The following is an 18,171-nucleotide window of genomic DNA, read 5'->3' on the forward strand; positions in this document are numbered from 1 at the left end:
TTCTAACGCCAATGTGGTTGTGCTATAGTAGCCCGCCGGTTTCGCCAGGATGGTAAATAGATGTTAGTCAGTGATGTAGCACAGCTCGAAGCAGTAGGATTGAACCTCTTTTTTGCAGCAGTGTTTTTCCTGATAGGAATGTCGATCCGGGACGTATTAAATCGAGGCGATGTACCTGCGTTTGGTCGCTACATCGTCTGGTTGGTTCTCTTTCTCGGCTGTGCCGGCTTCATCGCCAAAGGCATTATTCAGCTGGTGTGGGAAGGGAGCGGAGTAGGTTGAGCAGCGACTTTGCATGGCAGTAGAAAAGACCGATAGAACCACCATGGATCTGTTCGCCACCGAAAGGCGACGCGGCAGACCCAAAACCAACCCCTTGCCTCGTAAAGAGCAACTGCGCGTCAACAAGCGAAATCAGATTCAGCGAGACCGTTCTCAGGGGTTGAAACGTATTGAACTAAAAGTGTCGGATGCACTCTATAATGCGTTGAATGAGCAGGCGATGACCGACAACGTCAGCCGCAGTCAACTGATTGAGTCCATCCTACTCGAACAGTTTCAACAAGTTGGTAAGGCCCAGGATTAACTCCTGGCCTAAGTCAGTGAAAAAGATAGGTAGATAAATGGCAAGTGTAGGTCTGTTTTTTGGCAGTGACACCGGCAACACCGAAGCCGTGGCCAAGATGATCCAGAAGAAGCTGGGCGGAATGTGCGACGTTAAAGACATCGCCAAGAGCACCAAGGAAGAGATTGATGAGTTCAGCCTACTGCTGTTCGGCATCCCCACCTGGTACTACGGTGAAGCCCAGTGCGACTGGGATGATTTCTTCCCCGAGCTGGAGCAGATCGACTTCAACGACAAGCTGGTAGCCATCTTCGGCTGCGGCGATCAGGAAGACTACGCCGAGTACTTCCTGGATGCCATGGGCATGGTGGGCGACATCGTTCGTGACCGTGGCGGCATCATCGTTGGTCACACCTCTACTGAAGGCTACGAGTTCGAAGCCTCCAAGGCCCTGGTGGACGACAACACCTTTATCGGCCTGGGCATCGACGAAGACCGTCAGCCCGAGCTGACCGAAGCCCGTGTTGACGCCTGGGTGAAGCAGATCTTCGAAGAGATGTGCCTGGCCGAGCTGGCTTAAGCCTTAAAAGCTTTAAAAAAACGGACCCAACTGGGTCCGTTTTTTATTGCTCCAACAGGAACCAAAGGCCTAAAGCCGCTCTATGGTCAGGGTCAGTCCGTCCAGCTTGCTGAGCTGCGCATTGGGTACCCCTTCAATCAGCAGCTCATTGGCGCGCCTGTCGCCATACTGCTTGCCGCTCTGCTTATCGGAAAACAGGATACGATAGCGATCCTTCCCGCCAGCACGACAACTCACATGGCAGTCCAGGCCGGAGGTCAGGTAGAGCCGACCCTCCTGCTTGCCAATTCTGGCGCGTACCCCAATGGGGTTGTCCAGCAGAAACTGATAAGCCCGTTCAGACAGCGGGTGCTTCTGGTTGTTCAGCTTGTTGGCAAACTGGACCACCTCGATGCCCGGCAACTTGGGACCGAAACGGCCGTTTATCTCAATGGCGCCGGAACTCAGCGGACGGCGCCGATAATCATGAAAGTGGCGGTTCAGCTCGGCCACAATCCTGTGTTCAGGCAGCTGCCAATGCAGAGGAATATAGAGGTTGGAGTGGCCGGCGTCGGCAGGCTCAACCCGAAGCTCACCCACCTGGAGCCCGGCCTGCTGCAGGACGGCGTCAATGACATTCTGCTGCAACTGCTGCTGCATCTGCTGCCACTGCTTAGTGGCGTCTTGGGCCATCCCGGCAAACTGGCTGTCAGGCAACAGGGTACTGAGGTCGCGGCGAGCCACCTCCCTCTCGCCCTCCACAAGAACCAGAGCCAGTGACAGCGCCGCCCCCTTGTCAAAACTCCTGGCAGTGAGCCCGGTAATCCTCAGCGGGTTCTGCTCACGGTACAACATCAGAGGCTCGCCCTTGCCCCGGTGAGCCGTCAGCAGTTGAAACTGGTCATCACCCCGGCCTCGACAGCCCACATGGCAATCACGCCCTGACACCAGCACCAAAGAGGCGCTCTGACCCGCAAAACGGGCTTCCAGCCTCAACTGGTGGGTCACCAGCCAGCGGAACAGCACCTCGCTATGCGCTTGGTGTTGGTACTCCCCCTGATTCCAGAGCCTCTCAATCACTATGCCGTCACTGAGCTTATCGCGGCCTTTGTCCAGCGCCACCCTGCCCCCGGTAATGGCGCGCCCTTTGTAATCGCGAAAGTGCTCATTGATTACCTTGAGCAACGGGGACTGCTCCACCTGCCAACTCAGGGGCAACAGCAGCGACACCTTGCCCCCGTCATCGGCGGCGGCGCTGATCTCGCCGACGGTCACCGTCAGGTTGTTCATCATCCCCAGCAGCAACTGCTCGCTGAGCTGTGCCTTGCCCTGGCTCAGGCCATCCTGAGCCTGCTGAACCTTGCTGGCCAGCCCCGCCGTGGCCACCTTGATGGTGGTGCCGCCATTGGACTCGGCAGAAGAGGTCGAGGCTGATTCGGAGCTGCTCTTGGGCTTCACCGTCACAACCGGCTTCGATGACGTCGGTGAGCTCTGCCCTTGAGACTGTTTGGGCTCCGCTGCCACCTGAGTCACCTCGGCCGCAGGGCGCTGGCGACGCTCCGCTCTCTCCCTTTGTACTTCAGAGTGAAGCTTACCCTCATACAGGCTGACACCCACTTTCAGCAGCAACAGGCACAGCCCTAATCCGAGGACCCAATTCAACGCTTTGGGCAGAGACACCTGTCCCGATGCTTGCCAGGCGGCACTGCTGTCAGCAGCGGGGACTTTATGGGCTTGGGGCTCGGCAGCCTTGGCAGCGGCTTGCTCCTGCAGCGCCTTCAACTGGGCCATCACGTGATCCGCCCGGCGAACAAACTCATCGGGATCGTTCAGGCTAAAGCCAGGCTCGTGTACCGCCTTGTTTCTCAAGGTGGCTATCCAGCGAATCTGCCTGATAAGCAGCTTGGGCAACTGATGCTCGACGCTGCTGACCTTTTCATGCAGGCCCCGCCCCTCGGCGCCGAACTGCTCTGTGAGTTCCGCTTCAATCCGTTTGGATTGAGTGACGGCAATTTCAATGCTTCCCACGAATGGTCCTTGGTTGTTACTTGTATAAGGTGTTGTCTGACAAGGTCGGGTTACCAGTCATCAAAACTGGAACCGATGCCGCAATCAAAGCTGTCGCTGATGCCACTGTCGAAACTGCAGCCGATGTCAGAGCCGAAACTGTCGCTAATGCCACTGTCGAAGCTGCAGCCGATGTCAGAGCCGAAACTGTCGCCGATCCCAGCGTCTACGCTGCCGATGGGGTCCATCCCAATGCTGCTGTCGCAACCAAAGGGGTTGCCGGCCACATCCAGACTGCCGCACATGGGCAGTCCGGTGACGGGGTTGATCGCAGAAGAGCCCAGGCTGTCATGCTCCATCATCGACACATTACAGGTGGTATTGGCGAAGGGATCGTCATCACTGAACGGGGCATCTTCCTGTGGCGCCAACCATTGGATCGGCTCACCGGCTTGCTCGCCGGGGGAGTAGAGCCTGTCCTGCAGAAACGGGTCATCAACGGACTGGGTGGCCTCAGGGGACGAATCGGGCGTTGGCGCCGTGGAGGAAAACCATCTGGTTAGAAAGGAAAACAGCTTAAAACCCAATAACATGGAGATGAGGCTGCCTAGACTAACGCATGCCTGTCTGGGTGATCAAATGGGGGCAATCAGGAAGTGATCTAAAGGGCCTTCCGGCTGACACCGAAGGGCCCGAACACCGCCGGCATCAGGCAGCTTGATCCTGCTTGTTGGCGTACACCTTGCGCACATAGAGAGTGCGGTGCAAACGACACACCACCTCCCCCCGGGCGTCGATCACCTCCACCACAAACTCCGGGTGATGCTTGGAACCACACTCGGTGGCCTCCCGAATCTTGGCCAGCTGCTCTTCACTGACGCGAAACTCCGCTATCAGCTTGCCCTTACCCGGCTTGATGAAATCGATGGACGCGGCCTTGTCCCACACCCGGTAGCCCCGACCCAGCTTTCCCATCAGCAGCAATGCATAGATGGGATCGGTCATGGAAAACAGGCTGCCACCAAAGTGACTGCGATTGATGTTGCGGTTCCAGGGGCGCTCCTTCAGCGCCACCCGGCAGTAGCTGTAGTCCGGCTCCAGATGTTCCAGCTTGATGCTGCTGAACAGAAAGGGCGGCCAAAGATTGATCAGGCGGCGAAATGCGGCCGCGGAAAAGGGGATAGCCATGAGCCTCCATACTGGTATGACCTGTTGTTAAGCAGGTGTTATAGCCCAGGATGAACAAAAAGTCATCTGTAGAATCAATAATTGAAATCAGCAGATAAATGAGGCTTGAAAGGCGCTCACCTCACTCTCCTGCCTCACCCCAACCACAACACCAGTGCATTTGACTGCACACCTCATTCCCAAAGCCGTTTGACGCCGCCAAACCAATAAATCCAAGGCTTTTCACCACCAGCATATTTCGCTATGGTGAGCCTCCAGGCACTGTTTTTCACCCCCCACCCAGAGGTTCCGTGGTATGCATCCCATCCTAAAATCCGACAAGCTCAGTACCGTCTGCTACGACATTCGAGGTCCGGTAGCACGGGAAGCGAAGCGCTTGGAGGAGGAGGGTCACCGGGTCCTCAAACTCAATATCGGCAACCCGGCCCCCTTTGGCTTCGAAGCCCCGGAGGAGATCGTCCGCGACGTCATCCATAACCTGCCGGAGAGTCAGGGCTACTGCGATGCCAAGGGGCTGTTTTCTGCCCGTAAGGCGGTGGTGCACTACTTCCAGCAGATGGGGATCCAAGACGTGGATGTGGACGACGTCTACATCGGCAACGGTGTGTCCGAGCTCATCGTAATGGCGATGCAGGGTCTGTTGAATAACGGCGATGAAGTGCTCGTCCCCGCCCCCGACTATCCCCTGTGGACCGCGGCGGTGCACCTGGCCGGGGGCAACGCCCGCCACTACCGCTGTGACGAGGAGGCAGACTGGTTCCCGGATCTAGACGATGTCCGCGCCAAGATCACCCCGCGGACCCGGGCCATGGTGCTGATCAACCCCAACAACCCAACCGGGGCCGTCTACAGCAAGGAGATCCTGCTGGGGATGCTGGAGATCGCCCGTGAGCACAACCTGGTGGTGTTCTCCGACGAGATCTACGACAAGATCCTCTACGACTGTGCCGAGCACATCCCCACCTGCACCCTGGCCGACGACCTGTTCATCATCACCATGAACGGTCTCTCCAAGGTGTATCGGGCTGCCGGCTTCCGCGCCGGCTGGATGGTCCTCTCCGGGGACAGAGGCCGTGCCAAGAGTTACATCGAGGGATTGGAGATGCTGGCCTCCATGCGCCTGTGTGCCAACGTTCCGGTGCAGCACGCCATCCAGACCGCCCTGGGGGGGTATCAGAGCATCAATGAGCTGATCATTCCCGGAGGCCGCCTCTATGAACAACGCCAGCTGACCGTGGACCGGCTGAACGCCATCGACGGAGTCTCCTGCAAGATGCCCAAGGGCGCCATGTACGCCTTCCCCAGGCTGGATGTGAAGAAGTTCAACCTGATGGACGATGAGAAGCTGGTGCTGGACCTGTTGATGCAGGAGAAGATCCTGCTGGTCCAGGGCACCGCCTTCAACTGGCCGGAGCCGGATCACCTGAGGTTTGTGTTCCTGCCCCACATCGAGGATCTGGAGAAGGCCCTGGATAAGTTTGAGCAGTTCCTCGGCCGCTACCGCCAGTAACTCACGCAGATTGATCCTAAGCGCCCTGTCCGGGCGCTTTTTGTTTGCCCCCTTAGTCAGCGAGCGCGTTTTCAGTCCCCCTCCCCTTTGTTATGCTCAGTCGATGAATCTCCACAGGAAGTGTCCATGAGTTATAAGTTTTTGAACCTGGCCCTGCGCCAACGCCTGCTGAAGCGCTGGAGCCTGATGTACTCCATGCAGCCGGAATCTGTGCTGGAGCACTCCGCCATTGTCGGCATCCTCAGTTTCCTGGTAGGCAAAATTGCCCAGCAGAATGGCCGCGACCTGGATCTGTCCAAGATGCTGTCCCACGCCCTGCTCCACGACATCTCCGAGACCATCACCGGCGACGTGGTCACCCCGGTGAAGCGCTCCTCAGACACCCTCTACAACGAGTTCAAGGCCCTGGAGCGCACCGCAGAGCAGAAGATCCTCAACACCACTCCGCCCGAGCTCCATGAAGCCATCGAGGAAGCGTTTAATCCGGGTGGTATTGAGCAGGAGTTGGTCAAAGCCTGTGACATCTACTCCGCCTACCTCAAGTGTCGGCTGGAGGTGGCCTTCGGCAACTCGGTGGAGTTTGGCGATGCCCTGGCTCGGATGGAGGACGCGGTGGAGGAGGTGTGCAACAACTACCCGGAATTAACCACCCTGCATCAGTGGTTTGGGGAGGACAGTGACTGCTCGGTAGACCACCTGATCACCTCCAGCGAAGAGTAGGCATCAACGGAGAGGTGACGAAATCTTGTCGGCGTCATTCTTTTGACGCCTTTTCCCTTAAGAATCAACCATTAAGCATATAGCCAAACGTTCTAGAATCCCCCCTGCCAAACCGGATATCTCTCTTATACTTTCACTACCCATGCGGTCATTATTCTGATTCACAGGGGAGGGCACCCTCTCTGACTGCGCGAATGGGTGCCTGAAAGGGGCAGATTCCCCCTGGGCCGGCACCCGACGCTCTCCCCTGTGCTCAGGGCCACCGCATTCATTGGCAATCAAGGAGGAGAGCCTATCGAAACCACACCCAAAACAACGGTCAGCTACCGGTCTCTGCCCCGGTCACGACCGGTTTCCGGCGGATCAGCGGAAACACCCACCTTATGCGCACCTGTGCCTGATCCAGTTTGACCCAGCCTTAATTTGGCCCCGCTCCCGCGGGGTCTTTTTTCTGTGAACCGCGCACCTGCTCTATGGCTTCACACAGCTGGGCCATCCCTTTGACGATGCGCGGGCCGGTACGATGCAACCAGTCGCTGTTGACCGACAGAATCTGGCCATTGGCCACCGCCGGGATCTCCGGCCAGCTCTGCCAACGCTCAATGCTGTTGTCCCCCAACCCGTGGTTGGTGGGTACGATGATCCCTTGCGGGGCGGCGGCCACCACCTGCTCAATGCTCACCTGGGGATACTCAGCCAGACTGTCGGCAAACAGGTTCACCCCACCACAATCGCTGATCAGGCCATCCATCCAGCTGCTGGATGCGGTCATCAAAGGCTCAGACCACAGCTGATAGAACACAGACACCGGCGTACGCCCCTGGTAAGCCGACTTCAGCCTGTCGTACTCAGCGGAAAATCGGGCTGCCGCTCTGGCCCCCTGCTCCTTGTGACCGGTAAGCTCACCCAAACGGGCCAGCAATGGCGCAATTTCCGCCACTTGGGCGACACTGGTATCAACCACATTGAACCCCAACTCCCTTAAGCGGGTCACAAAGTGCATGGAGGTGTCGCTAACCCCAAGCACCACCAGATCCGGCTTGAGGGCCATCAGGGCTTCAAAGTCCATCTGGTTATGACGTCCCACCCGGCGGATGGAACGGGCGGCGTCGGGATAATCGGCGTACTCCACCGTGGCCACAATCTGCTCACCGGCCCCCACCTCGAACAGCAGCTCCACCGAATGGGGCGTCAAAGCCGCGATGGTGGGCAGCTTTGCCAGGGCTGGCACAGTCAAAAACACCAGTGAAAGGGCAAAAAGGCGACACAGCATGGTTCCGTCCAACAATAAGCTTGATACACTGGCGGCTACTCTAGCAAAGGCCTCAGGCCTTGGCTAACGAGCCAAATGATAATAATTCTCATTGACATCATTTGTCCCGCCGCTAGACTTGAATCACTACTGAAACATATCGGGTTGAATCACAGGAGTTCTCAATGTGTGAGCAACACGCCACCCCAGTCGGGTCCACCGTCATCACCACCTTCAAGGGCAAGCGCAAGCTGTGGGAGCTCAACTCCAAGCTGCTGTGCCCGGTGATCGGCACCTGCCTGACCACCGCCGAGATCCGCAAGCTGGTGGAGAAAGTGGCCGACAAGCAAGCCGCTCGCAACAGCGACTACTGGCTGCACACCTGGGCGGTCTCCAACTGTGATGACAAGAATCGTCTCTCCATGGCGGTGCAGAAGCACCTGGATCGCAAGTTCTCCGCCGCCACCAAGCGCTTCGGTCAGATAAAAGAGCGGGAAGAGCTCAAGCAGGCGTGGAAGGAGCACATCGACCGGGGTGCCGCCGCCGAAGCCCTGTGGGCCCTGCTGACTCACTCTCTGTGCGACATCCCCACCCAGGACATGGCCTACGAGACCATCCATATGCTCTCCCACCAGGTGGGGGCCGGTGAACGGGCGGATCTCAAGCGATTGCACGCCCTGGAGAAGGAGGTCGCCGATCTCAAGCGCAACCTGGAGCGCAGCCAGCAGAAGGCGGCCCAGAGCCTGGCCAACAAAGAGAAGCAGATGATCAACCAGCAGCGGGAGATCACCCTGCTCAAGGCGGAAAACCAGAAGCTTCAGCAACAGCTGCAACAGGCCACAACCAAGCCGGGAGATAACCTGGAGCAGGTGATTCAGCTCAAGAGTGAACTGACCAGTGCCCAGGCGTCCGCCCAGGCCCTGGCTCGCCAGAAGGAAGCCTGGCAGCAGAAGCTGGAGCAGACCGAAGCCCAGGTGATCACCCTGACTCAGCAGCTAACCCTCAAACAGGAGGAGACCATCGCCCTGGAGGGGATGGTCAGCCAGAGTCTCTCACCCTGCGGAGGCTGTGGCCCCGAGAAGGGTGGTTGCACCGACTGCACCAAGGTGCCCGACCTCAAGGGCCAGAAGATCCTGGTGGTGGGCGGTCTGCACCGCATGGTGGATCAGTACAAGGGGCTGGTGGAGCGCTGCCAGGGCGAATTCAGCCATCACGACGGTGGCGTCGAAGACAGCCGCAAACGTCTGGACGCCCTGCTGTGGAGCGCCGATGCGGTGATCTGTGCCACCGACTGCATCAGCCACGATGCCTATTACCGACTGAAAAAGTTCTGTAAACAGCAGGGGAAACGACACCTGTTTGTGCCCTCCTCCAGCCTGTCCACCATCGCTAAGGCCCTCTCCGACGTGGCCAACGACAGCGGCTGCATCGCCTTCAGCGCCCAGGACGCGTCATAACAAGCCATTGATTCGAATAGGGAGTTAGTCAACACTAAAGGAAGACAACCCAGAGGGAGCCCGATATGCAGTATTCAGACTCGATGGCGCGCCGGTTCGAAGAGTCCAAACAGCGCCAGGACGATCAACGCTCCCCCCTGCAGCGGGACAAAGCCCGCATCATGCACTCCGCCGCCTTTCGCCGGTTGCAGGCCAAGACCCAGGTGCTGGGTGTAGGGATGAACGACTTCTACCGCACCCGGCTGACCCACTCCCTGGAAGCGGCCCAAATCGGCACCGGCATCGCCGCCCAGCTGCGCCGCGCTCATCCGCAGCACGCCGAGGTGATTGGCAGTGACCACCTGATTGAATCCCTGTGCCTGGCCCACGACCTGGGACACCCGCCCTACGGTCACGGCGGCGAGGTGGCACTCAACTACATGATGCGCGATCACGGCGGCTTCGAGGGCAATGGCCAGACCTTCCGCATCCTGGCCCGGCTGGAGCCCTACACCGAATCCTTCGGGATGAACCTGACCCGGCGCACCCTGCTGGGCGTACTCAAGTACCCTGTGCTGCTCTCCAGCCTGGGGGGGCATCCGGAGGAGGCTCACAGCGGCAACTTTCGCCAGCTCAAGGCCGATGAGTGGGCCCCGGGTAAAGGGATCTTCGATGATGACGCCGAAATTCTCAACTGGGTGCTAGCGCCCCTGAGCGACCGGGATAAAACCCTGCTCACCCAGACCAGACCAGGCCCCAGCGGCCGGCCACGCTCCCTCTACCGTTCACTGGATGCCTCCATCATGGAGATGGCCGACGACATCGCCTACTCGGTGCACGATCTGGAGGATGCCATCGTCATGGGGATCGTCTCCTACGCCAGCTGGCGTCAGAAGGTGGCCGAGCCCATAGGCGCCATCGGCGACAACTACCTGGCCACGCGCATCGATGCCATCGGCGAGAAGCTGTTTTCCGACGAGCATCATCAGCGCAAGGACGCCATCGGCACCCTGGTCAACGCCTTCGTCACCCACATCCGCATCGACAAACAGGGGGAGTTTGACTCACCGCTGCTGGCCTACCACGCGGTGATGGAACCGGGGTTCGATACCTGCCTCAACCAGCTCAAGCGCTTCGTCTTCGAGTGCGTCATCCGCAAGCCCGAAGTGCAGATCCTGGAGTACAAGGGGCAACAGGTGGTGATGGAGTTGTTCGAAGCCTTCGCCTCCGACCCACTGCGGCTGCTGCCCAAGTCCACCCAGAAGCGCTGGCAGGCCGCCCGGGAAGCGGGCCAAAGCGGCCACCGGGTGATCGCCGACTACATCTCCGGCATGACCGACGAATTTGCCGCCCGCCTGCACCAGAACCTGTTTACCCCCAAGATGGGTAATCTGGCGGAGCTGCACTCGCCGTTCTAAGCCGTTTTTTACCAATAAGGCCCGCTGGCTGCCAGCCTAAAAACTGGTATACTTCGGGCCAAGTCATAGATACAGAAACAGGAGATTTTGATGATTGTGCCAGCCACCCACCCGGTAAAGGCCACCAAGTAGAGACCCAACAGACCCCGTCTCCGCTTCCCCTCCTTTGCCCGGTGCTCTGTAACCGGGAACCGGTCGACCACGACCACACAGGTTTCCAACACTTCTCTGTTTTGTGCACACAGAGCCGACTCTGTATGCCTAGGGAAACCCAATGAATACACAGCTTTCTCTATCACAACTGGGGTGGCAACCCAGCTTCCAACAACAACTGAGCCTGGACGAGTTCGAATCGACTTATCCCGCCCGCGTCGTCGCCCATCATCGCAGCGAGTATCAGCTGCTGAGTGAGCGGGGCAAGCATACCCTGGCCCTCAACCCCTCCCTGCCACAGATGACCCCGGGGGACTGGCTGCTGCTGGATGACCAGGGCCAGTTTGTGCGCCTGCTGGAGCGAAAATCCCTGTTCAGCCGTAAGGCCCCCGGCAGCAAGCTGGGGCAGCAACTGATCGCCGCCAACATCGACACCCTGTTGGTGGTCTGCTCCCTCAATCAGGACTTCAACCTGAGCCGGATTGAGCGCTACCTGGCCCTGGCCCACGAAGCGGGCGTCGACCCTGTGGTGGTGCTGACCAAGGCGGACCTGTGCGACGATGCCGAAGAGAAGCGGCGCCAGGTGCAGCAACTGGACCCACTGCTGATGGTGGAATCGGTCAACGCCCTTGAGAGTGACAGCTGCCAGTCTCTGCTGAGCTGGTGTCGCCCCTGCCAGACCCTGTCGGTGCTGGGTTCCTCAGGAGTAGGCAAGTCCACCCTGATCAACACCCTGCTGGGCAGTGATGCGCAGCATACCGGCGGCATCCGCGAAAACGACAGCAAGGGCAGGCACACCACTACCGCCCGATCCATGCACCCACTCCCGAGCGGTGCGGTGATCATCGACACTCCGGGGATGCGGGAGCTGCAGTTGGCCGAGTGTGAGCAGGGGGTGCGGCGCACCTTCGCCGACATCGACGCCCTGGCCCAGCAGTGCCGCTTCAGTGATTGTCAGCATGGCAGTGAGCCGGGCTGCGCCGTACAGCAGGCCATAGAGCAGGGGCAACTGGAGCCCAGGCGATTGGGCAACTACCTCAAGTTGCAGTCGGAACAGGCCAGAAATGCCGCCTCCCTGCAGCAGCTTCGCGCCCAGGACAAGGAGTTTGGCAAGATGGTGAAATCCGTCGGCACCGCCTCCCGGCGAATGAAGAAGGGCTACTGATCATTCGCTCGATACAGGCATAAAAAAGCCAGGCAATACGCCTGGCTTTTCCTTTCCATGGGATCAGCTGAACCTGTGTTAACCCCGCACCCCGCCTAGCCCACGCCTCCCCCATCGAAGAACAGCCCCTTCAATACTTTGAAAAATATCTGTAAATTGCTCTAGCCGACCCATTCAACCACCAGGACGCCCAAGGTGAGTGACGACAAGATCTACAAGTTTCACAAGACCCTCCATGCCCAGAGCAAGCTGATGGGCATCGACCGCCTCTACGCCAAAGTCGACGACGTCTTCCAGCAAAACCGTGGCCACAGCATCAAAAAGAGCACCTTCCACAACAAGATCAATCCGGACAGGGAGGCTCACAAACTCAATGTGGATGAGTTCATCCTGGTCCTGATGGCGCTTAAGGAGGAGAACCAGCACGCGCCGGTACTCGATGACCTGCTCTCCCTCTATGGCATGCGACTGGAGTACCTCAAGAGCGGCGGAGAACGGGAGCACGACTACAAGTCCTTCATGGAAGACTGGATGGGGCTCAACAAGGAGCACGGCGATGTGCAGGTGGCCCTCACCTCGGCCCTCAGCGACTACAAGATCTCCGAAAACGAGCTCAACGGCATCAAGGTGGAACTGTCCGAGCACATTCAGGCCCTGAGCCAGTTGCGCCAAGCCCTGGACAGCGTCTGCGGCAAGCGCCTCGACTAGTTCCTCAACACGCTCCAGGATCACCTCAGCCCTGGGGTGACCGCCCTCCCCCTTAGCACCGCCACATCCAGGTTCACCGAGAAAAGCGCCCGCTTTTCTCGTAGATGGTCTGCGGCCACTTCCTTAGATTCAACCCCAACGAAACAAGAACTTAGGGCCTTGCCCCCGTTGAATCGACACAAGGAAGCCATATGCACTCTATCCCCCATTTCATCACGCGACGCCATCTGCTCGCCCTGAGCCTGGTGGGGCTGCTCTCCGCCTGTGGCGGCTCCGACTCCGACAACAATCCCGAGCCTCAGCCACAAGTCAATCTGCTGCCTGTGGCACAACTGGATGGTCCGGCATCGGTGCCGGAGCGCACCAGCGTACTGCTGAGCGCCGAGGCCTCCAGCGACAGCGACGGCGGCATCGTCAGTTATCAGTGGCAATTGAACCTGAACGGCTACGACGACGGCCAGATCTCACTGCTGCCCAGCGGCGAGACCGCCACTCTCAAGGTGGGTGAACTGGCCGAGGATGCCGAAATCGAAGTGGCCATCACCGTGTTGGATGACCAGGGCGCCGACGATACCTTCGCCCTCATCCTCACCCTGGAGGAGCTGGACAGAGATCAGTTGCCGCCGATGCCAGACAACCCGGATGAGGCGGTCACCGGCGTCGACGCCGACAGTGACGGCGTTCGCGATGACGTGGAGATCAAGATTCTCGAACTCTATCCCCTGTCCCAACCTGAGCGGGAACTGGCCCGCATGGGCGCGGCCAAGTACGCCGAGGTGATCGCCTCTGGCACCGAAGAGGACGACGTCAAACAGACCCTGGCCGCCAACGAGCTGGCCAAGATGAGCGCCTGTTTCGTGGGCGAGTACGGCATGGACGCCAGTAAAAAGGCCGCCGTCATCCGGGCTCTGATGCTCAACACCCGCGAGCGCCAGCAGGCCTACGACGCCTTCGACCGCTCCCGCAGCGGCACTGTGGGCAACAGCTATGACCCCGCCGACCTCGACTGCCAGCTGCCTCAGGAGTAAGGAGACATGAAGATGAAGCACAGCACCATTGCACTGGGGATCGTCAGCGCCCTCACCCTGGCCCCTGCCGCCGAGGCCAGCCTCAGTGGCTGCACCTTTCAGGATCAGGGTAGCCGTCAGACCCAGGTCTACTTTGCCAACGGCATCAACACCAGGTACGCCGACGCCCTGATCGCCAGCGACACTCTGCGCAGTATCTATAAGGGGCCACTGGAAGGGGTGGAGGAAAACGCCTCCTATCAGTTTTTCCCGGCCTACAACCTCAGCCAGGGGTTTACCACGGACGTGATTCAGGTGTTTCAGCAAAAAATGCAGGAGGACCCGGATGGTAGCATAGCCTACATGGTATACGACATGTTGCAGGCGGGCCTGACCAACGACGCCATCCGTCAGACCGTGGCCATCGCCGTGACCGACGGCTACCTGCTGGCTGCCGCCCTCACCGATGAACTGCTCGATGATCTGGCCGATACCATGGCACAGATCTCCGCCGACGCCATGAAGGACCTGAACCAGGTCAATGATCTGCACAGTGGCCTCTACGCCGATGCCCTGCTCAACGGCAAGCGGGTACTGGTGGTGGCCCACAGCCAGGGCAATCTGTTCACCAACTCCTCGCTGGCCAGGGTGATTGAGATGCTGCCGGAGTACAAAGAGAGCATCGGCTACTTCGGGGTGGCCTCACCAGCGGCAGAAACCGTCAACGGGGCCGACTATGTCACTGCCGACGATGACAGGGTCATTCAGCTGTTGCGGGTCAGTGAGACCGTATTGCCGGCCAACATCGATAACGACCCAGGCCTGCTCCATGACCCTAGGGACTTCCTCAACCATGGCTTTCTGGAAAGCTATCTGGACGGTCGGCTGAACTCCCGTGAACGCATCGATTCAGGCATCATCCAACTGGCCAACACGCTCAAGTATCCCGAGCTGATCGCCGGTGAGGGAGCGATACGCGCCACCCTCACCTGGGGCGACCAGCCCGACGTGGACCTGCACGTGTTCGAGCCCGGCGGCGCCCATGTGTACTATCGCAACCCCCAGGGCAACGACGGCACCCTGGACGTGGACGACACCAACGGCTTTGGCCCGGAAAACTACTATGTGGCCTGCAACGACATCAGCGAAGGCACCTACAGGGTGGGCGTGAACTACTTCAATGGCAACGGGCCGGAGACCGCCAGCGTCACCCTCTACCTGGGCAACGGCACCACTTTTGGTCCCCGCCAGATTTCACTGACCGAGGACAAAGGCAGCGCCGGAAACACCACCCCGAAGAACATCTTCTCACTGACGGTCAGCGACGACGGTCAGGGTAACGCCCTCTATTCGGTAGAGTAGGCCCGCCGCTCCCCCACAACCAAGAGAGGCTGCGGCCTCTCCTGCTTTTCCCCTCACAAACACCGACACCACCGGGCCGATTCAAGCCGGGGTAAAGGGCAAATCCCGCCAGCCAAAACTATAGTTATTACCAAGTTGCTCCAGATCGCCTGATCGCCACCAATAACCGCCCCAATCCGAGCACAATAATCCACTGTGACCAAAGCTGAGAGATGACCAGAACAACGGACGCAGACCAACGTTATCAGGCCATATTCCATCAGGCAGCGGTGGGCATCGCTCGCATCGCGCCAGATGGCATGTGGCTTGAGGTCAACGAAAAGATGTGCCAGATACTCGGCTACTCCGAGCAGGAGCTGCTGCGCCTCACCTTCAGCGACGTTACCCACCCTGACGACCTCGAGATCAACCTCCAGCTTCAGCAACAGGCCCTGGCCGGCGACAGCCAGTCCTACACCATGGACAAGCGCTACATCCAGAAATCCGGCGACATCGTCTGGGTCTCCCTGACCGCCTCCCTGGTGCGAAGCCCAAACGGCACCCCCAAGTACTTTGCCGTGGTGATTCAGGACATCACCGAGCTGCATCGCATTCGCGATGATCTGCAGAGAAAAGAAGCCCATTACCGCCAGACTCTGAAGGTCACCAACACCGGCTCGTGGGAGATCAACCTCTCCACCAAGGAGGTGTTCTGGTCTGAGAAGATGGAACAGATCTGGGGCATGGAAAAGGGCAGCTTCAACGGCAGGCTGGACAGCGTCACCGCCTCCATCCACCCGGAAGATCGGCCCGCCTGGGAGGAGAGCCTCAGGGCCTGTGTCGAGGACGGCAAAGAGCACAACCTGGAGTATCGACTGCTGCTGCCCGATGGGGCTGTGCGCTGGATGCACACCATCGGCGATGCAGAGCGGGACCCACAGGGGAAAGCAGTTCTGATGCGCGGCCTGACCATGGACATCACCGAGCGCAAGCAGCATCAGCAGGCGCTCAAAGACAGCGAGGCTCGGCTGCAGGTGGCCGGCCAGGTGGCCTACGACCTGATCTACGAGTGGGATGTGGCCACAGACAAGCTGCAATGGTTCGGCAACATCGACGGCTTTCTCGGCTTTGACCCCGGGGAGATCTCCGAAGACATCGACGCCTGGCTGGCCCTGATTCATGAAGAGGATCGCCAGACGCTCAGTGACGCAGTGGAGCTGCACCGGATCTCCACTCAGGAGCTGAACTACGAATACCGCATCCGTGCCAAAGATGGCAGCTACCAATACTGGAGTGACCGCGCCCTGCCGATCATCGACAGCACAGGCATGCCGCAGCGCTGGATCGGGGTGTGTCGCAACATCACCAAGTTCAAGGAGCAGCAGCTTGAGCTGGAGCGCATCGCCCACTACGACAACCTCACCAAACTGCCCAACCGGGCCCTGCTGCTGGACCGGTTGCAACAGGCCCTGGCCTACGCCCAGCGTCACTCCACCCAGTTTGCCGTGGTGTTTATGGACCTGGACGGTTTTAAACAGATCAACGATGAGCACGGCCACGACGTGGGCGACCAGGTGTTGGTGCAGGTGGCGTCCAATCTGCTGACCGCCATCCGTGAGGAGGACACCATAGCCCGTCTCGGCGGCGATGAGTTTGTGGCCATCCTCAATGACTTTCCCCCCCAGGATGAGGGCAAGGCCCTGCTCGACCGTCTGCTGATCGCCGCAGCCACCCCGATCCAGGTCGACTCCCACTCCCTGAGCGTGTCCACCAGCATCGGGGTCACCCTCTACCCTCAGCGGGCAGAAACCACGGTAGAGCAGTTGCTGCGTCAGTCGGACCAGGCGATGTACCTCAGCAAGCTGGCCGGCAAGAATCGCTACAGCTTCTACGACCACGAACACGCGGATAACCTGGGCAAACACCACAAGGCGGTAGAGCGCATTGCCCAGGCCCTCAAGCGCGGCGAGTTCATTTTGCACTACCAGCCCAAGGTGAACATGGCCCGGGGCAACCTGCTAGGAGTAGAAGCCCTGCTACGCTGGCAGCACCCCGAGCGCGGCCTGCTGGAACCCAACCACTTCCTGCCCCTGGTGCACGAACACTCGGTCTACGCCCAGATTGGCGAATGGGTGATCAACGAGGCGATGAACCAGCTGGAGAGCTGGCAACAACAAGGGTTCTCCACCCCCATCAGCATCAACATCGGCGCCCGGCAACTGCAGTCGCCGGACTTCATTAAGCTGATCGAGACCATCAAGGCGCGCCACAAATCGGTGACCACAGACTCCATAGAGTTTGAGATTCTCGAGACCAACGCCATCCGCAAGATTGATGAGGTCTCCAAGGTGATGCAATCCTGTCAGCAGATGGGGATCCGCTTCGCCCTGGACGATTTTGGTACCGGCTACTCCACCCTCTCCTACCTCAAGCAGTTGCCCGCCACCCAACTGAAGGTGGACCGCAGCTTCATTCGCGACATCATGCAGGACCCGGTGGACCTGGCCATTGTCCAGAGCATACTAGCCATGTCCCTGGCGTTCCGCCAACAGGTGATCGCCGAGGGGGTAGCCTCGGAAGAGCATGGCAAGTTGCTGTTGTGGCTGGGCTGCGAACACGCCCAGGGCTTCTTCATTGCCCAGCCCATGCCGGGAACAGAGATCCCCGATTGGCAGGCCAGCTGGACCCCCCCGGCCAGCTGGCTGAGCACCCGCTCCCTGGATCCCACCCGGCTCGCCATCGTCATCTCCATGGTGGAGATCCGCTCCTGGCACAACGAGCTGCAATGGTACCTGGAGGGAAGGCGGCCCCACCCACCGGCGCTGGGCGGCCACGACTGCCGCTTTGGCCAGTGGCTGCTCGGGGAGGCCAAACAGCTCTACGCCGGGCACGCCGACTACCAGACCCTGGAGCACCTCTACGCCGAGCTGCAGCGCTACGCCAGCCAGGTGCATGACGCCAGACACAAGGGGCAGAACGCCCGCCTCGACATTGCCCTGCAGAATCTGGCCAACACCAAGGAGATACTGCTGAGCCAACTGAGCAGCATGGTGAGATGAGCCCATAAAAAAGGTTCTTCGCACATTAGCGGGAACTAGATACGAAAACGGCTGGAAAGGTTATTGTGTAGTCGCCAAACAAA

At 59.4% G+C, this 18,171-nt stretch carries 16 protein-coding genes; 12 read left to right on the forward strand and 4 right to left on the reverse strand.

From position 1 onward, the window contains the following. Positions 1 to 60: 60 nt before the first annotated feature. The 3 genes from ACN0RV_RS11105 to fldA are packed head-to-tail and all read left to right on the forward strand — an operon-like array spanning position 61 to position 1,145. Positions 61 to 282 (forward strand): DUF2788 domain-containing protein, encoded by a 222-nt coding sequence (locus ACN0RV_RS11105; protein ID WP_028108905.1) that lies wholly within the window; start codon positions 61 to 63, stop codon positions 280 to 282. A 13-nt stretch (positions 283 to 295) separates the two neighbouring features. Next, entirely contained in the window at positions 296 to 586 is a 291-nt protein-coding gene (gene ybfE / locus ACN0RV_RS11110) for a LexA regulated protein (protein WP_028108904.1), read from the forward strand. A gap of 37 nt (positions 587 to 623) precedes the next feature. Beyond that, the gene (gene fldA, locus ACN0RV_RS11115) at positions 624 to 1,145 is read left to right on the forward strand and encodes a flavodoxin FldA (protein WP_286339709.1); all 522 of its coding nucleotides are present in this window, start codon (positions 624 to 626) and stop codon (positions 1,143 to 1,145) included. 69 nt (positions 1,146 to 1,214) lie between these two features. Here fldA and ACN0RV_RS11120 read toward each other — a convergent pair whose 3' ends face one another. The 3 genes from ACN0RV_RS11120 to ACN0RV_RS11130 all read right to left on the reverse strand — a co-directional run bounded on the left by ACN0RV_RS11120 (position 1,215) and on the right by ACN0RV_RS11130 (position 4,319). Continuing rightward, positions 1,215 to 3,152, reverse strand: a complete 1,938-nt coding sequence (locus tag ACN0RV_RS11120) for a hypothetical protein (RefSeq protein ID WP_417347665.1) — start codon at positions 3,150 to 3,152, stop codon at positions 1,215 to 1,217. A gap of 50 nt (positions 3,153 to 3,202) precedes the next feature. After that, positions 3,203 to 3,724 (reverse strand): hypothetical protein, encoded by a 522-nt coding sequence (locus ACN0RV_RS11125; protein ID WP_417347666.1) that lies wholly within the window; start codon positions 3,722 to 3,724, stop codon positions 3,203 to 3,205. Positions 3,725 to 3,839: 115 nt separating this feature from the next. After that, positions 3,840 to 4,319: a DUF4442 domain-containing protein gene (locus tag ACN0RV_RS11130; protein ID WP_417347667.1), complete on the reverse strand. Its 480-nt coding sequence runs from the start codon at positions 4,317 to 4,319 to the stop codon at positions 3,840 to 3,842. Between the two features lie 295 nt (positions 4,320 to 4,614). Between ACN0RV_RS11130 and ACN0RV_RS11135 the strand changes: the two genes are divergently transcribed. Beyond that, a complete protein-coding gene (locus ACN0RV_RS11135; RefSeq protein ID WP_417347668.1) occupies positions 4,615 to 5,829 on the forward strand; it encodes a pyridoxal phosphate-dependent aminotransferase in 1,215 nt (404 codons plus the stop codon). A gap of 126 nt (positions 5,830 to 5,955) precedes the next feature. Then, the gene (yfbR, locus tag ACN0RV_RS11140; protein WP_417347669.1) at positions 5,956 to 6,549 is read left to right on the forward strand and encodes a 5'-deoxynucleotidase; all 594 of its coding nucleotides are present in this window, start codon (positions 5,956 to 5,958) and stop codon (positions 6,547 to 6,549) included. Positions 6,550 to 6,967: 418 nt separating this feature from the next. Here the strand turns inward: yfbR and ACN0RV_RS11145 are convergent, their stop codons facing one another. After that, on the reverse strand, positions 6,968 to 7,822 hold the full coding sequence (locus ACN0RV_RS11145) for a cobalamin-binding protein (protein ID WP_417347670.1): 855 nt from the start codon (positions 7,820 to 7,822) through the stop codon (positions 6,968 to 6,970). A 164-nt stretch (positions 7,823 to 7,986) separates the two neighbouring features. Here ACN0RV_RS11145 and ACN0RV_RS11150 point away from each other — a divergent pair, with 164 nt between their 5' ends. The 7 genes from ACN0RV_RS11150 (at position 7,987) to ACN0RV_RS11180 (ending at position 18,088) form a co-directional block, all read left to right on the forward strand. Further along, positions 7,987 to 9,258: a DUF2325 domain-containing protein gene (locus ACN0RV_RS11150; protein WP_417347671.1), complete on the forward strand. Its 1,272-nt coding sequence runs from the start codon at positions 7,987 to 7,989 to the stop codon at positions 9,256 to 9,258. Between the two features lie 65 nt (positions 9,259 to 9,323). Beyond that, on the forward strand, positions 9,324 to 10,655 hold the full coding sequence (locus tag ACN0RV_RS11155) for an anti-phage deoxyguanosine triphosphatase (protein WP_417347672.1): 1,332 nt from the start codon (positions 9,324 to 9,326) through the stop codon (positions 10,653 to 10,655). Positions 10,656 to 10,929: 274 nt separating this feature from the next. Further along, on the forward strand, positions 10,930 to 11,973 hold the full coding sequence (rsgA, locus tag ACN0RV_RS11160; RefSeq protein ID WP_417347673.1) for a ribosome small subunit-dependent GTPase A: 1,044 nt from the start codon (positions 10,930 to 10,932) through the stop codon (positions 11,971 to 11,973). 195 nt (positions 11,974 to 12,168) lie between these two features. Beyond that, positions 12,169 to 12,681, forward strand: coding sequence for a phage regulatory CII family protein (locus ACN0RV_RS11165; protein ID WP_417347674.1), 513 nt, complete (start codon positions 12,169 to 12,171; stop codon positions 12,679 to 12,681). 191 nt (positions 12,682 to 12,872) lie between these two features. Beyond that, entirely contained in the window at positions 12,873 to 13,709 is an 837-nt protein-coding gene (locus ACN0RV_RS11170) for a PKD domain-containing protein (protein ID WP_417347675.1), read from the forward strand. Positions 13,710 to 13,721: 12 nt separating this feature from the next. Beyond that, a complete protein-coding gene (locus ACN0RV_RS11175; protein WP_417347676.1) occupies positions 13,722 to 15,050 on the forward strand; it encodes a YfaP family protein in 1,329 nt (442 codons plus the stop codon). A gap of 212 nt (positions 15,051 to 15,262) precedes the next feature. Continuing rightward, positions 15,263 to 18,088, forward strand: coding sequence for an EAL domain-containing protein (locus ACN0RV_RS11180; protein WP_417347677.1), 2,826 nt, complete (start codon positions 15,263 to 15,265; stop codon positions 18,086 to 18,088). Positions 18,089 to 18,171: the final 83 nt, after the last annotated feature.

This window comes from Ferrimonas sp. (assembly GCF_048263965.1).
Classification (GTDB): Bacteria; Pseudomonadota; Gammaproteobacteria; order Enterobacterales; family Shewanellaceae; genus Ferrimonas.